The organism is Hungatella sp. SB206 (assembly GCF_051132295.1).
GTDB lineage: Bacteria > Bacillota > Clostridia > Lachnospirales > Lachnospiraceae > Hungatella > Hungatella effluvii.
Genome location: NZ_CP096603.1, coordinates 4412755 through 4427800 on the forward strand (window position 1 = coordinate 4412755; position 15046 = coordinate 4427800).

Consider the following 15046-nt stretch of genomic DNA (forward strand, 5'->3'; position numbering starts at 1 on the left):
ATAGCCTCTTTGCAAAAGCAGGAGCATTTTCTTCATTGATTTCCCATATCCAAGGCATAACCCTTCCGCCGGTGCTTTTGATATCATAGACATACTGCGCACCTCCCAGCATCTCAATGGGAAATGTTGCGATTCCAATCTCACCGCCCCTGACATAACGCTTTGCTTTCTTCCAGTCTGAAAATCCCAGGAGGATTTCTGCCTCCGGGTATTGTTCGTAAATGATACATGTATTCAAAAAGTCAAAACGATATAAATTCCCCCTGGCAGAAAACTCCAGATATTTTCTCCACTGTTCACCGTCACGCGAGATATCAAAAATTGCAATATCATACAAATCTGATACCTTCATGGTGTGCTGATCCATAGGTTCACCTTCTTTCCCGGTCTGCCATAGTAAATAAACTCATCTGTTCCATTTTGGGTTCTATTTTCTCTGGGCTGCTTTCAATAATCTGTCTGTATTTTTTAAAATCAGGTATCTCACGGTGCCTTCTCATAATGACAAAATCCTGGTTCCTGATTGCATCCTCCAATTCCCTTACATTTCTTAATGCATTTCTGATTTCAAGCCCATTATCCATTTTAGGACTTAGTTCCAGTCCGCATAAATACTGATAGTCCACATCGTCCCTACATTGACGGAAGATACCAACGGCTGCCCAATAAATCTTTTCCGCCTGTACCATAAAATGTTCCGGCAGCTTCTCCGGTGTCTTTCGGTGGTAAATTTCTGGAAATTCCCCTGCCTCCTTCATATCATACTTCGCGCTAATGATATGGTTTCTTAACAGGTTCATATTTTGCCCGTCAGTATAATAAGGATCACTGCCTCCACTTAATAGTTCCTTGTCCCAGCGGCAAAAAGAGTCTTCCAGTCTTTCTTTTAATGTTTCCCTACTCATCTCCCACCCATATTCCGCGGCTTTTCCCGATGGATACCCACCATTGACAAGGTTACACCCCGCAGGTCGCTGTAATCCAATACATAACCACTTTTTGCGTCCGAATAATTGTCATGTGCCTCTGATAAGGATGATTCCATGCTCTGTGCCCTGACCGTCACTATTTTACTTAATGTTTCGGTTATGCGGATATCATAATCCTGTTCTTTGGTATCGCTTATATAAACAACTTGCTTCTCCCCACATTCTTCTATCCCAAAACGCCCACTCAATTCTTCCAGTAATGTATCTGCAGGCTTCCCTAGCATATCTCTGGATTTTATTTCTGGTATATAGAATTTACCATCATCACACTGGAAAAATGGGATTTTCTCTCCATCCTTTTCTACTCCCAAGACTAGCTGCCTGTTTATCATACCTTCCTGCAGACCGTCCAGAAACGCCTCCCGTGCCTCCCACAGCCCCATCCAGGCTTTATACAGTATTACATGGTATTCCCCTTTCATCCTGACCTTTTCAAGATAATAAAAATTGTCCTCCATATAGTCAGACATTGGCATTCTCCTTTCAAAAAGGCAGTCTTGCCGACTGCCCTCAATTTTTTCTTCATTTCTTATTGATTTCTTCTTTTCATTTACAGCATGTTTATCCCTCCTCAGTTTCATTACCTTTAAATTACATTACGATTAGAACTTCAAAGCAAATTTGTATGCTGATGCTACCGACATGGCCTTCCATACAAACCGATGTTAGACGGAACCAATGGCCGGTAAACCACGCCATATGCTGTCCCTCGTGCGTCCACCTGCATCCCATTTCCTACATAAATCGCCACATGCCCAATAGACATAAATTCCCCCGCATTTGTATCACGGGAATGGAAGATCAAATCTCCTGGCCGTAGTTCATTTTCACTAACCTGTAGACCATTGTCTACAATATACTGTCCCTGTGTTGATGCAACGGATGGAAGGTTTATACCAAATTCTGCATATAACCTCTGTACCAGAGAACTGCAGTCATAATATCCTTCCTCATACCGCAAATCCTGGCTATACTGGCAGCCAACCTTATCTAACGCCGCAAGTGCCACCTGCTCGCCAATGCCGCTTGCAGGCATACTGTGCAGGAATTCGTCACTCATGACCTCACGCAGCAACTTCTCCTGACTGGGTGTCAGTTTGCCAAGTTCAATATAATCTTCATAGGTAAGGTTGTACACATATAATGAGGTGTGTGTTACTTCCACCGTGTTGCTGCCATTGGAATCAGCCAAAAATACCTCCATATCCTGATGTCCAAAATTCTGGGCTGTCCCATGGTCTCCAAAATACATATCAAAGTCTACACCATAACGGTCAAAATCTCCGGTATCCTCCACCACATATTCCTTTCCGCCTGCTATGATATGTGTCCCCATAGGAAGCGTGGGATTATAAGCATCAACGGCCAGGGTGTGGTCTGCTTTCGGCATGACGCCGCTTGCCGTAGGACCTCCCGACCATTGGCCACAGCAGATAGAACAGTTGCAATAACCACTGAATGTCATGATTCCAAGGCTTTCACCGGCCCGGATCGTATCTGTCACTGTCTCAGATGCAAAGTGGTTCATTTCATCAAAAATCTCCTTTAAGTGCTTTTTATTCTTATCACTCATGACGGTTGAGAAATTTCCCTGCCCGGTTCCATAACGCACCATATATACCATCATCACATCGGTAAAATTGCTACGAGCCACGCCACTCTGCATATTTTTGTAGGTTACATCCTCATCACTGTCTTCTTCCGCCGCCCTTACTTCCTCGTTAAATTCCCGGTAATACTCCGATAATACGCTTTGTACCGTATCCCCTTCCTGTAATGGTGGTAGAAAGAGAGCCAAAGGGGTGTTATACAGGATTACAATAATCAGGACAAAGGGCAAGGCAATCGTAACCAGCCCTCCCAATAACGGCCCCAACAGCCCCAGAAGATACAAAACAAGCTGTTTGACAACCAATCCAGCCCTCATGACGGCGATATCTTTTGCGGCTTTTGCAAAACTGTCCTTTTGTTCCTCACCGCTTAGCTTGTTCACCATGAAAGCATACATGCGCCTCCGGATAGCTTTTTTCATCCGGGTATTTTCCTGTTCCTTTTTTACCCTTCCTCGTCTTACTTCATTCTTTGAGGATATCTTCTCATCTTTTTTTCTGGTCTTTAATGTATCCCGGTCCTCTCCCGGCATTTGTTGACTTTGAAATCTGTCCTCAGACTTCTGGTCCACTGCTTCAGACCCTCGCTCCGTTCGTGTGAGGGTCACGGTATCTTTAAATCCAAAATCATAATCTTTCCGTTTAATATCCGGCCCGGAAACATTGTCTAAGTGAAACTTAGGATCTTTGCTGGCTTTTTGCTTCTGCTTTTCCCGGACAAAGTTCTCTTTTGGTTTCTCCTTACTCTTCCGCACTCCATCATCTTCAAAATCTGCGTTCTTCTCACTTCCAGCCAAATATCTGGGATAAGTTTCTTCCCTTGATTCCTGGCGTGATTCCTGACCTGACTTCTTTTTCTCTTGTCTGGGTTTCCTGTCTGTATTTTTATAATCCAGGGAACTCTCTTTCTTTCCTGGCTGCTTTCTAAACCCTGATACAGAATTCGCTGCAAGAACCGCACTTTTCTTATCTTCTTGTTCCTTCGGCTCTGATACAGGATGAATCTCCGTGGACTTCATGTGGATCTTTTTATCCGATAATGAGGCTTTTTCATCTATACCCCCGGAAACAATCTTTTTTCCAAGAAGTCCCGATGCAGAACTTTTTTCAGTTCCCAGGTAATTATGCGTTTGTAATTTTACTTCTGCGTCTGCCTTCAGCTTTATCTGTGCTTCTTTTTTACTTTTAAATCGGTTGTCAATGATTCGTATTCCTCCCTTCAGCTATTGCTCATATCTTTTTCACCTGATAATAGAGGCTTTCAAAGTGGAATCCTTTTACACCCTTTATTGCAGGACTGCAGAAACCAAAAGGAAGCTGATAATGTGGATCATACTTTTCTTTCAACATTTTGTATGCTTCCTCTGCCGACACATCCAGTTCCATGTATTCCGTTCCGTCAGGCATATACTTATCACTGAAAAGGACTACTTCTTCTAAAGTTCCTTTCTCAATCAGTTCACTAACTTCCTCCGGAGTAAGTAAAGTTCCACACTTCTCATATACTTCATCCTTGAGTTTCCGAAAATTGTATAACTCCCTGTCTTCCAGCATCATATAATCCCGTTCAAACAGGACGGCGATCTGATTTGGAAACACAATAGCCTCCACATTCATTTCCCTGCAGGCTGTCCGCGCTTCCCTTTCGGAACGGAATCGGTATTCTCTCGGTATTTCGATTTCAACCTCCCACTCATACAATTGAAATCCAATACTGAATCCAAATCTCATATTCTCAACCCACCTTTCTGCAAAAAACGGCTGCAAATTTTCGCAGCCGTTTTTCCAATAAAAAAAGTGGCCACTAGAAGCAACCACTTTTTCTTGTAATACATTCTTCAATTTTTATTTATCCACAGACCGTTTTCCAGACAGCCACAACGTACTGGTGCGCCTGTATTTTATCTCCTATAGAACATTTTTATCCTTTAAATATCTTTCAATCTCACCGATAAACTCCTTTGCCTTTTCAATCTGCTCCTCTGCGTCTTGCCTTGAGGCAATGAAAAAATCCGAGTAATCCGATTGTTCACGCATGATAGAGGCATTTTTGATTATTTTAGAAGTCTCCTTCGCAAAAATCCCAGTTTTCACGAAATTTTGGTTAAAATACGCAATCACGCCGCTATGTTTACTGGAATCAAATCCTTCCAGTGCTGTAATGGCACGCATGGCATGAAAAATAGAATAGTAGGAACGGTTCAGCGATGGTTTATACATACCGCCTGACAACATTTCTTTTGCCGCAGCTAAATCCTCTAACGCACGCTGGTAACGGTACTTTGCTAATGTCTCTAAGCTGCCCACAGTACCACCCCTTCTTCCTTCACGTTCTTATAGAATGGTAAAGTATCCTCCCACTCCAAAAAGTTTTTATAGTCAATATACAGAATGGAAAAGACCTGATCATATTCCAAATCCATATCCACCGCCAGGTCCACCATACGGTCATGCATCTCTTTTGTTTCTTTTCCGTTCAGTAGAACTGCTATATCAATATCCGATTCCTTTGTATTGGTTTTACGGGCAAATGAACCATATAGTAAAATACTTACCAATTTATCACCGTAAATATCACGCAGGCCCTTTACCAGCCTGTCAAACATTTCCTTATTCTTATCCACGCCGATTCCCTCCTGTCTTATCTTTTATATGGATATTGTACCGTATTTTTTGCTTTTATTCAATGCATATATGAAAGCCTGTTATCTGGCCTGCTTTCGCTCCTTTGGATTTTGTACCCCGTGCTGTACCGGTTCAATAATCTTCACTTCCGGCATCAGTCGTTTGATATCCTCAATTGCTTTCTGTACCAATGGGCTGTCACGATAATATGGGATAGAGTTGATAATATCCACATCCAGCCGGTTTGCTGACACCAGATCAAACTCACCGGAATAGATAGAATCATCGTCCTTGATTGTGAATCCAATCCCATTCCCCATGCACGCCATTTCTTCCGGGAGATTCCTGTATCGTTTCACAGCTTGTTCCAGGCTCCTGCACTGATACACTTTCCCCAACGAGGGAAACTCCATACATTCCGCCACGTAAAATGATATTGTGGGAATCGGCTTCTTTCCATACTCTACTCCGTTTTCTGCAGCTATTTCATTATATATTTTCTTCCCATCGGGCATCATATTCGCCTCCTTCATACTTAAATAGGTTTCCTTTCCTAATATAACGTGGTCTAACACAGTGATACCAATCAGTTCTCCACAAGCCACAAGCCTTTTAGTCATTAAAACGTCCTGTTTGGAAGGTGTGCAGTCCCCTGATGGGTGATTATGCATTAATATAACACTGGCCGCATTGGAAAGGATACTGGCTTTAAAGATTTCCCTCGGGGAGAGTATGCAGCTATTTAGTGTCCCCATGCTGGCTATATTTACGTTGATCACCTGCCCATTGGTCTTCAGGTTAAGGACGAAAAATAATTCCCTGTCAACAGAATCGAATTCCTTTAATAAGAGTTGGACTGCATCATTCGGATTTTGGATTTTATCCTCACTGTATATGGGTGGATCATCAACCAGACGAATACTTACCATTTTCAGCCCATTTGCCTTCATCCGCACCCCTCCTATCTATCACCAGTAACTCACCATCTTCAATACAGTTTATACGCATAGTAAGTTCGCTCTGTGTCAGTATTTCCACATTATTGTTATCCTGGCTATCCATCTATCTTTTTGCCTCCTTATGTGTTTGTATCTGTGTGCTACCGTATATTTTGTCCAGATACTTTTCTGCCGCTTCATCTATGGAAGAGTGAATATGGCGAGACACAGCAGAATACAGACTCAAACTGCCCTCGAAGGAATCTCCCCAATCGCGCCCATCGCGCACGGCCGACAATATTAAATCTGCTCTACTGGGTGGTATATCCGGATCAAAGTAAAGTTTATCCTCTAAGTACCCTATTTTGTTGTCACTCACAAATTTCTCCATAGCATCAAACTTTTGTTCCCAATCCCGTAAAGTTTCCATATTAAGAAGCTGCTTAGAGAAAAGTGGAATACTGCCATACTGTCTGACTGCCATGTACAGCCAGTCCATCTTTTCATTTTCTATGCGTATCACTTCAAATTCATCCCTTCCAGCCTCATTCTTCAGTATTTTTCGTTTCCTACCATATACCTGGCTTACGAAGGGATAGTCGTGCGAATTAAGGCCGCGGTAACACAATCTGTCAAAATCCGGGTCTGCAAGTTCAACCGTTGCAACTACACTGGCTTTGACTTCCTCAAAACGATCATGTTTCAAATCATCCAGATTAACAGATATCCATCTGCTTCTGTTTCCTGTCTTCAAAACCCTACACTCTATTGGAGGGAATAACTTTTGTACCCCGTTTACTTTCATTTCAGGCATGATGTTTATCTTCCTTTCCCATGTCCAGCCAATTTCATCTTTTCTTCCATACTGTCAGGAACTTTACTATCCCGTCCGGCTCTGTTATCCAAAGCCCTCTGCGTAAAACCGTCCAATGATTTCTGCATATTTTCTGTGTGCCCCGCCATACTTTTCACAATTTTCCCACAAAATTCTATGGCTTGCCTGATCTTTGCCACAATACCCTTATCGTAGTCATACTCAAAAACATCCGCTGCATCTTTCCCCATAAGAAGATTTTTAGCATTTTTCCGGTGTCCCTTCGCTGCGCTAAGTTCCATCCCAATATCCCCCATGGTCCGTGCTCCATCTTCCAGGTTTTTGGCAGATTGTTCCAGATGCTCATGAATTACCGACAGCGCCCTGCCTGCTTTTGATTTATCAATAAACGTGTATAGTGCCTGTTCTCCATAATACTTTACATGCCTCTTTACATGCCCCACTGCCTGTTTAATGCCTTCCGATACCTCATTTCTTAAAGCTCCCAGCCATACTTTCGCTGCGTGCACTCTATCTCCGGACGCCTTCACAAAATTGTCTATTTTAGCTTTCAGGGTTTTATCATTTAATTCGTCTAACTGCCCGCGCAGATACAGCAGTTCGTCCTGCATATCCTCAAAATACTTTTCCATCTGGTTAAAATACTGTAAAAAATCCTCCAGGTTCTGCGCCTGCGCGTCCATGCGGTTTTCCTCCATCATGGCAAACATTTCTTTTAAATGCGGCTGTTCCCCCAAGGGAACATTCAACGATACCTCCATCATAGCTGCCTCCTGTTATCTCTTTTTTTCTGATTTTCCTGAAATACTGCTTACCTTTTCCTTTTTATCCCGATTCTCTGCTTCAATCATACGTTCATTTATTTTTGCATCGTTAAAACACTCAAAGATTGCATCCAGGTCAATATCTTCCGGTTCAAGGACCTGGTAAGAGTTTACGAGGAAAAAAGCATGTTCGGATATCAAATCATAATCGGATTTTGGAATTGATGTTATCTCAAATTCATACTGTAACAGCTCCAAACAGGCGTTGAAAAGCTGTTCTGCCAGTGAATCCCCACGCTTATACAAAAGAGGGATTTCCGGATTCTCCTGCCAGGTCCGCACACTCCGCAGGATACAGTCCAATGTTTCTGTATTGCAGGACCATGTATCCGCTTCTTCTATCTTTCCCTTCTCGCAATGTTCTGGCACAACGGGTTCTGGATCTTCCAATGTTCCTTCGACAATCATCTGTAAAATATCCTTTCCTGTCCCTCCAGCCTTAAGGACCCGTGCCGCTGCCCGCATCTCATATGGATACAAGCACAATTTCTCTTGTGATAAATTCAGGACCTTAATCGCCGTTTCCTTGCTAAACTCAGACTGAATAGCAGAAAAAACATGATAATAGGAATCCAACCACTTCTCTACCGCTTTATTTTGCGGCAGTTCCCTAAAACCAGCATACTGCCCCATGGCAACACAGTCCTCCGCCCATTTCACCCAGGTCCTAAGTTCCCCGTCTGTTTGCAGTTCCAGCAGATGCTTTACTACTAACACAAAGATATCTCTATTCAACGATGTTCCTCCAATCTTTCTACCTCGTCTTTGGTGGTTTTTTATTTGCCTTTGTCTGCTCTGGTTTTGCCATTCCATTGATGGAGCAGTATCTCTCTACTCCTGCCCTGTCAAATTCCTCCAGGCGTTTAAGGTCAAACGCCACCTTATAATAACTTTCCATGCCCGAATAACCCATTTCCGGAAGCACCTTTCCAAGTTTGTGCTTTTTAATAAAGTCCAGTTTGCTTTTACTGGCAAAGGCGTCAATGTATGCCTCATTTCTTTCGACAGGCATATGAGCCAGATTGATGGTCAGATCAGCAAAAGATTCCTCATATCCCTCCTCCATATGGGTAAGACCGATATACAGTCTGTTGTCATAACGATAGGCATCAACTTCAAGCATCAGCTCCTCATGCCCAAATTCCCAATCATAACCCAATGTTTTTTTCTCTTCTTCCATTTCCTTACCTCTCATAATTATGAATACTGGTCATCCGTCTTTATTCCCTGTTTGTTTTTTTCATGAAGATTTGTATTGAACAAATCATATATGATATTATTCTTCTTTACCCTGGCATCAAAAGGAATAATGACTTCACCGTGTTTCAGGATTCCCATACCGGAATTACAGCCGTTCACGTATTTCAACTGTGCTTCCGGAATCCCCGCTACCCGTGAAAGCTCCTGGCTGTCCACATTTGCCTGTTTTAACAAAGCAATAAATTCAGAGTTCGCCAGCATGGTTACGGCTGTGTAATTCTGGAGCATATCAGAAATATTCTGGGTGATGGCGGTACACAAGCCGCCTTGTTTCCTTACTTTTTTCCACAGGGAATAGAGAAATTTTCCCGAATATTCACTGCGTCCAGAATGTTCCCCGGTTCCCAGCAACACATGGCACTCATCTATGTATAGCCATGTAGCTCTTCCTTTTTCTGCATTTCTGGCAATCCGTGCCCGGACATTTTCCAGCATGACCAGCATCGCAATCGCACTCAGCTCTTTTCCAAGATCACGGATTCCATAAACAATGAACCGGTTGTCTACGTCTAAATTGGTTTGATGGTTGAAAATATTCAAGGAACCGCTTACAAACAGCTCAAGCCCCAAGGCAATATCCCTGGCTTCCTCCTCTGGCTGCTTCATCAGCAGGTCATAAAAATCCGACATAACCGGCACATATTTTTCCTTGCTCATGGCAATATCCAGATACAGCTTACGGATACAACGGTCAATGATGGATTTATGCCGGCTGTTTAGCATTTCCGACATCGCCTGCTCACACAGACCAAGCATAAATTCGCCCTTATCTCGGATCAGTCCTTTACTGTCGGCAAGGTCCAATTCATTCACATCAAGCCAGAGCGGATTTATATAATTCTGGGTGTAATTTGACAGGTTGATGCATACACCCCCTAAGTTCTGGGCAATATCAAAATACTCCAGTGTCGGATCGATGACGATGATATCATCACCTGTCTGCAAATATACCCCCAACATCTCGGACTTACAGAAAAAGGATTTTCCACTGCCGGGTACGCCAAATACCATAGCGTTTCCATTGGTCAGTTTTTTCCGGTCTGCCACGCACAGGTTTTTAGAAATCCTGTTCGTTCCATAACATAAGCCCGTGGGTTCATAAATCTCCTGCACATTAAAAGGCATTAAAGCCGCGATATCCCGTGTAAGCATGGTGCGCATGGTTTCGACTTGTCGCACCCCTACGGGCAGAGCAGTATTTAATGCCTCTCGCTGTTGGAGATGATGTACCTCCATATTACAGAGATATTTGTTTCCTATCGTCTGGATTGTCTCTGTAATACTGTTAAGTTCTTCCCTGGTATCCGCAATCAGTACCATATTTACACCTGCAAAGAACAGGTTCTGGTCATTCTCCCGTACATCGTCCATCAACGCTTCCAGGGTTTTCTTTTCCACTTTCTTTCCATAACTGATGTCACTTGCAAAGTCATTGTTTTTATTACGGACACGCTGCTGGCGTAAAATATCTGACTCCACACCCAGATATTTTTTCTGCAATGTTCTTGTTGTCAGGTCCTTTGGCACAGGCACAATATCTATAGAGGTGATACTGTGTACAGGAACATTGGTAATTTCATTAATGAAAGTGTCCGGCAGGCTTGTCGGATACCTTCTGATGAATACAGCCCTGCAGATTTTCCGGTCTGTTTCAAAGTCATTCGGGGAATACTTAATCATGGAACCGCAGATATCATTTTTGTAATCTGTTTTACTTTTTACATACGCATCAAAATCAAAAGAAAATGTTTCTTCGTCACCAATGCGATAAAAATTATACAGAACCCGGAGCCGTTCCGCCGCGTCAAGCGGCTCCAACTTTGAGCCTATCGCATGGAATTCTTGCTGCATCCCTCCTTCAAAGGTATTAAAAAATGCTTTTGCCTGTTCATAATCTTTCCGTTCCACAGTAACCGTAAGAAAGCGTTCCTGTTCAATCCCCTGTTTTCCCGCTACAATCCGTTCCTCTACGATATCATTGTAAACGTCCCGAAGATGGTCATAGCCATCATCTTTATCTGGTATCAGGACATTCTGCCTGAACTGGCTCATGTTCCTGTTTTTGTTGTATATTGTAATCTTAAAAGCAACATCAATCGCATTAACCAGCTTGCAATACTGCTTTAAGATTTCATACTGGTCTCCCTCCGACACCGTGACATAATTTATGTCAGCAAAACGGTATACCCTGCTGTACCGGTTCTTTGTATTCTCAAAAATACCATCCTTTGCAATCCTCAGAATCTCAATCTGCTGCTGAACACTCTTCGGGGCTGCAAACAATGGTTTGTCCGCTTTTTTTAACTGTATGAAACGATCTGTAAAAATTCCCACTTCCGTAAACCTCCTTTAATCCAAGGCAGGCTACGGGAAGTAGTTTAGCGAATCCCGTAACCTGCTGGTCGCTAAACTACTTCCCACATATGTGGGATTATTTCATATCTTTTATTTCATGAGCCTAAAGGCAAGTATCCCTGCCACTGCCACAACTAAAGCCCCCACTGTCAGTAGGATCATGCGCTTTGCTTTTTTCTTTACCATGTTAAAATCCTCCTGTCCGTCAGACAGTCCTTTTTTTTCTTTTTTCTGCTGCTGTGTAGCAATTTTCTGCTCTTCTCCATAGGCGTCCTTTATCCAATCCACATTTTCCGTGGACTGGTATAAACAGGGCTTATTGAAAAAAGACATCTGGACCATTCTCCCCACCGTCTGCCAGAAACTAAGCCCATTGTGATTATAAAATCCTGTGAGTGCAATCGGCACCACAACAGGCGTTGCCAGATAGCACGCTAATGTCATGCCGATTTTATCGTATAAACCGAGTACAATTCCCGCTCCCGCCCCCAGGGACAGGACGCTGAATGTAAATTGCTTCACGGTCAGCCCCATCAGGAAGCTCTCCTTATAGTGCTGTAAATCCCTGCTGATTTCGATATCCATTTATCTCACCTTACCTTTCTTTACATTTTCAATCCTCTTTTTCCCCTCTTCAAAATATTCCTGACTAATCTCAATTGAGATGGAATCCCGTTCTGATTCAAGGGCAGCTTCCGCAAGGGCAAAGGAACCAGCATATTGGTCCAATACCAGTTCTTTTTTATCTGTAACAAATTCCAGTATCTGTTTTAGCAGTTCCACCGGCTTCTCCGATTGATGAACCCTATCAGCTTTTGAGATTGGCTGAATGTCAAAAGCCGTAGGAAGCATCCCTTTCGCTCCGGACATATAGTGTTTCATCTCCGGTTCTGCCTTGTCCTTCTTTGCGTCCGGTCGCATATCACGCGCACGTCCTTTTGAAAAGAGCAGGATATCCTCAGTATTTTTTGCCTTCCGCCCCGTATTGGCAACGATTGTACCCTTCCGCCATGCCACCTTCGCGTAATATTCAAAGCCGCTTTCCTTCGCCATGGCCTTCACCTGGTAAAGATATTCGTAATTATCACCGTTTTCCTCCGGCAGAAACTCCACGAGGAAGTGCCCCTTCTTTAGAACACGGAATTTTTCGTCCAAATCCTGCTGTGTGTACTGGAACAAATCATAGGAGGCAAAGTCCCGGTTTCCCCCTTTTAAACTTTTTTTCAGCAGATATGGGTGGTCAGTGATAATTGCGTCAATGCTGTTATCCTCAAGGAAACTCAGATCACGTCCATTTCCCTGTATGAGCATGCAGGTAATATCCTCATTCTCTGCATTTTTCTTCGTAACCGTATAGACGCCTTTGGCAACCCGTTTAAAAAGACCTTTATTAATCCCTTCGTAGATACGCGCCCGGATGCTGGGTTCCTTTACATCCTTTTCCGCATACTGGTATACACATTCCTTTGCATCTTTCAGGGAAAATTGCTCCACGTCTGCGAAATACTCAAATAGCGTCATTTGTATGCTTTTATCCTGCGCCGCTGTTTCCACACCCAAAGCCTCCTTTACTTACAGCCCCAGGGCCTTGCTTGTCAGGCTCTGGGCGCCCTTTACACTTCCCACAGTCAGGGCAACCGTGAATGTCATTTCTCCCAGATAGATCAAAGTCTTTGTCCAATCTGCATAGTCTCCTGTAAATTGTGGTAATCCTGAACTGATAAACGTATTGCAAAGAATAATCGCCAAAGCCATAGTCACCGCCTCAAAAACTACGCTTATGAAATACTTCGTAAACTGTACGCTTGTGGCACTCACTCCCCGATTTCCTGCAACCGTTGCATAAGCGATACTGCCAAACGGTACGATTACAAGTATTTTTAAAAATCGGAAATAAACATTATAAATAAGGAAAAATCCGCAGATCAAAATAATCAGGCTTAAAAATACCGCCAGGATTAAAAATACAAGGCTTTCCACAAATCCCAGATTCTTGATAATATCTGCCTGCGCCGGGTCTATCGTAACCTGTGTGGCTTCACTCCCTCCAATCAGTCCGACAAGATTCCCAACACTTGTAAATATGGCTTTCATAATATCGACGTTGTATACCACCAGCCACTGCGCGATTCCAATCCTGATCAACATACGGAGAATCACTTCAAACCGCATCTCTTCCCGCACATCTACACTTTCCGAACAAAAACCAATCACAAAAAATAAAACAACCAGGCTTGAACCAACAGCAACGAAAATCGGTTCAATCCCGGTTATAACTCCCCATGGGCCGCCTCCTTTGAAAGAAGTCGGGGACTGCCCCAGCAGTTCAAACACCATGTTCACCTGCCCGTTCCAAAAGCCGAACACGACCTCAAGAAGCGAAAGGATTGCCTCGCCCAAATTAAAAATATCCATTTACCATCACCTCATTTCCGTATTTGGATATTATGATTACTAGAGTATCATTTAAAATAATTCTTTTGAAAGAACAAAAGCCTTGAAATTTGTTTGCATCACTACCTCCTTAGATGCGGCAGCTTATATTTACCCGTCTCCGTGTAAAACTCCGGAAGTGCATACCCCGGTGCGAGCAGTGAATTGTCCGATTTAATTAATCCTTTATCCAACATATCATTGATAACTTCAGCCGTTTTCAAATGAAAAAAACTAATGGCATCATAACCAACACAGATAAGAATATCCTCCTTAAATTCAGCCATAGGATTGTATAACCATGTTTTTTCACACTTTTCGTGATTTAATTTCATGGCTTCGATTACCTTTTCCTCGTATGCTTCCAGGTTTTTCTCATAATAATCTTTCGCTTCAAGTTCAGTAAGAATATAGGCTGCTTGCAAATCAATGGCCCCTTTATAGTGAAAGGTTTTACCGTTCCGCAATTTTTTCGCTATATCAGCCAGTGAGTCAGGATATATATTACCCGATATCTCCAAATCCCTTATCCGCAAATGTTCCTCTCCCTTTGCAACATAAAACTCGTTTGCATGATATCCTAATTGAGTATAGAAATTTGGGTTTTTTTCTCTGTAATCGGTATCCACCTGGAATCCCAGGCTTATGAATAAATTTTTACACTCTTCTCTACATTCCTGACTGGCTTTTGCCTTTTCAAGTAAATTGTCTCCTATATCAACAAAAAAAACTACGCGCCTTAACTCCAGCATAGTGTTCCCTCCACGTTTTCATTAAAACAGCACAATCAACTGATACCCAGGAACGTGAGGACTGTACTAATCCCCGCCATAATCAAGCCGGCAACGATGCCCTTTATCGCAGAATTCATGGAACTCGAATCCTGCTGCTGGTAAGACTGGGCAAACTCCATTACGTTTTTTGCAAGGATAATCACGCCAACGGCACCTATGATGGCAATTACGAGATTCTTCAGATTATTCAAAGGTGCCGTCACCACTTCCGCGCCAGACGCATATACATTTGTTGTATATAACATGGTTGCCATGGCTGCCCCAGCGGTTATACTGCTGATTCTGTTAATCATTTTTTTTGCTTTTTTCTTTTTTTCAGTCAAATTCTTCACTTAAAATCTCCTTTTCTTTAAAAAAGGGCGCAAAAATAGCAGGTATAAAAG

At 42.8% G+C, this 15046-nt stretch carries 18 protein-coding genes; all 18 read right to left on the reverse strand.

Going from position 1 to position 15046, the window contains the following annotated elements; translation table 11 throughout:
* Nucleotides 1–371: 371 nt before the first annotated feature.
* The 18 genes from M1L66_RS19405 to M1L66_RS19490 all read right to left on the reverse strand — a co-directional run bounded on the left by M1L66_RS19405 (nt 372) and on the right by M1L66_RS19490 (nt 14956).
* Complete coding sequence (locus tag M1L66_RS19405) at nt 372–905, reverse strand: hypothetical protein (protein WP_006567777.1); 534 nt, start codon at nt 903–905, stop codon at nt 372–374.
* Complete coding sequence (locus M1L66_RS19410) at nt 902–1459, reverse strand: DpnD/PcfM family protein (protein ID WP_233458273.1); 558 nt, start codon at nt 1457–1459, stop codon at nt 902–904. Before M1L66_RS19410 ends, M1L66_RS19405 begins: the two co-directional genes overlap by 4 nt.
* A 164-nt stretch (nt 1460–1623) precedes the next feature.
* Nucleotides 1624–3618 (reverse strand): NlpC/P60 family protein, encoded by a 1995-nt coding sequence (locus M1L66_RS19415; protein ID WP_006567779.1) that lies wholly within the window; start codon nt 3616–3618, stop codon nt 1624–1626.
* 211 nt (nt 3619–3829) lie between these two features.
* Nucleotides 3830–4330 (reverse strand): hypothetical protein, encoded by a 501-nt coding sequence (locus tag M1L66_RS19420; RefSeq protein ID WP_233458274.1) that lies wholly within the window; start codon nt 4328–4330, stop codon nt 3830–3832.
* Between the two features lie 177 nt (nt 4331–4507).
* A complete protein-coding gene (locus tag M1L66_RS19425) occupies nt 4508–4906 on the reverse strand; it encodes a HEPN domain-containing protein (protein WP_006567781.1) in 399 nt (132 codons plus the stop codon).
* A complete protein-coding gene (locus M1L66_RS19430) occupies nt 4894–5223 on the reverse strand; it encodes a nucleotidyltransferase domain-containing protein (protein WP_006567782.1) in 330 nt (109 codons plus the stop codon). Before M1L66_RS19430 ends, M1L66_RS19425 begins: the two co-directional genes overlap by 13 nt.
* Before the next feature lie 81 nt (nt 5224–5304).
* On the reverse strand, nt 5305–6174 hold the full coding sequence (locus tag M1L66_RS19435) for a JAB domain-containing protein (RefSeq protein WP_024739150.1): 870 nt from the start codon (nt 6172–6174) through the stop codon (nt 5305–5307).
* Nucleotides 6131–6286, reverse strand: coding sequence for a hypothetical protein (locus M1L66_RS19440; RefSeq protein WP_006567784.1), 156 nt, complete (start codon nt 6284–6286; stop codon nt 6131–6133). The genes M1L66_RS19435 and M1L66_RS19440 overlap by 44 nt, the downstream gene beginning before the upstream one ends.
* Nucleotides 6287–6976, reverse strand: a complete 690-nt coding sequence (locus M1L66_RS19445; protein ID WP_006567785.1) for a hypothetical protein — start codon at nt 6974–6976, stop codon at nt 6287–6289. It abuts the gene before it with no gap.
* A gap of 5 nt (nt 6977–6981) precedes the next feature.
* Nucleotides 6982–7761 (reverse strand): DUF6674 family protein, encoded by a 780-nt coding sequence (locus M1L66_RS19450; protein ID WP_006567786.1) that lies wholly within the window; start codon nt 7759–7761, stop codon nt 6982–6984.
* 12 nt (nt 7762–7773) lie between these two features.
* Nucleotides 7774–8556, reverse strand: coding sequence for a hypothetical protein (locus tag M1L66_RS19455; RefSeq protein ID WP_024739151.1), 783 nt, complete (start codon nt 8554–8556; stop codon nt 7774–7776).
* A gap of 19 nt (nt 8557–8575) precedes the next feature.
* Nucleotides 8576–9001: a DUF4313 domain-containing protein gene (locus tag M1L66_RS19460; RefSeq protein WP_024739152.1), complete on the reverse strand. Its 426-nt coding sequence runs from the start codon at nt 8999–9001 to the stop codon at nt 8576–8578.
* A 17-nt stretch (nt 9002–9018) separates the two neighbouring features.
* Nucleotides 9019–11415 (reverse strand): VirB4-like conjugal transfer ATPase, CD1110 family, encoded by a 2397-nt coding sequence (locus M1L66_RS19465; RefSeq protein ID WP_006567789.1) that lies wholly within the window; start codon nt 11413–11415, stop codon nt 9019–9021.
* Nucleotides 11416–11526: 111 nt separating this feature from the next.
* Entirely contained in the window at nt 11527–12021 is a 495-nt protein-coding gene (locus M1L66_RS19470) for a PrgI family protein (protein WP_006567790.1), read from the reverse strand.
* Nucleotides 12022–12990, reverse strand: a complete 969-nt coding sequence (locus M1L66_RS19475) for a DNA-methyltransferase (protein ID WP_006567791.1) — start codon at nt 12988–12990, stop codon at nt 12022–12024. It lies immediately after the preceding gene.
* Nucleotides 12991–13008: 18 nt separating this feature from the next.
* On the reverse strand, nt 13009–13851 hold the full coding sequence (locus tag M1L66_RS19480; RefSeq protein ID WP_006567792.1) for a hypothetical protein: 843 nt from the start codon (nt 13849–13851) through the stop codon (nt 13009–13011).
* A gap of 101 nt (nt 13852–13952) precedes the next feature.
* Nucleotides 13953–14621: a hypothetical protein gene (locus M1L66_RS19485; RefSeq protein ID WP_006567793.1), complete on the reverse strand. Its 669-nt coding sequence runs from the start codon at nt 14619–14621 to the stop codon at nt 13953–13955.
* A 35-nt stretch (nt 14622–14656) separates the two neighbouring features.
* Nucleotides 14657–14956 (reverse strand): hypothetical protein, encoded by a 300-nt coding sequence (locus M1L66_RS19490; RefSeq protein ID WP_025531137.1) that lies wholly within the window; start codon nt 14954–14956, stop codon nt 14657–14659.
* Nucleotides 14957–15046: the final 90 nt, after the last annotated feature.

Coding starts and splice junctions, on each gene's coding strand:
- M1L66_RS19405 (WP_006567777.1), bottom strand. CDS start 905: ATGAGTAGGGAAACATTAAAAGAAAGACTGGAAGACTCTTTTTGCCGC.
- M1L66_RS19410 (WP_233458273.1), bottom strand. CDS start 1,459: ATGTCTGACTATATGGAGGACAATTTTTATTATCTTGAAAAGGTCAGG.
- M1L66_RS19415 (WP_006567779.1), bottom strand. CDS start 3,618: ATGAAGTCCACGGAGATTCATCCTGTATCAGAGCCGAAGGAACAAGAA.
- M1L66_RS19420 (WP_233458274.1), bottom strand. CDS start 4,330: ATGAGATTTGGATTCAGTATTGGATTTCAATTGTATGAGTGGGAGGTT.
- M1L66_RS19435 (WP_024739150.1), bottom strand. CDS start 6,174: ATGAAGGCAAATGGGCTGAAAATGGTAAGTATTCGTCTGGTTGATGAT.
- M1L66_RS19440 (WP_006567784.1), bottom strand. CDS start 6,286: ATGGATAGCCAGGATAACAATAATGTGGAAATACTGACACAGAGCGAA.
- M1L66_RS19445 (WP_006567785.1), bottom strand. CDS start 6,976: ATGCCTGAAATGAAAGTAAACGGGGTACAAAAGTTATTCCCTCCAATA.
- M1L66_RS19450 (WP_006567786.1), bottom strand. CDS start 7,761: ATGATGGAGGTATCGTTGAATGTTCCCTTGGGGGAACAGCCGCATTTA.
- M1L66_RS19460 (WP_024739152.1), bottom strand. CDS start 9,001: ATGGAAGAAGAGAAAAAAACATTGGGTTATGATTGGGAATTTGGGCAT.
- M1L66_RS19470 (WP_006567790.1), bottom strand. CDS start 12,021: ATGGATATCGAAATCAGCAGGGATTTACAGCACTATAAGGAGAGCTTC.
- M1L66_RS19480 (WP_006567792.1), bottom strand. CDS start 13,851: ATGGATATTTTTAATTTGGGCGAGGCAATCCTTTCGCTTCTTGAGGTC.
- M1L66_RS19485 (WP_006567793.1), bottom strand. CDS start 14,621: ATGCTGGAGTTAAGGCGCGTAGTTTTTTTTGTTGATATAGGAGACAAT.
- M1L66_RS19490 (WP_025531137.1), bottom strand. CDS start 14,956: ATGATTAACAGAATCAGCAGTATAACCGCTGGGGCAGCCATGGCAACC.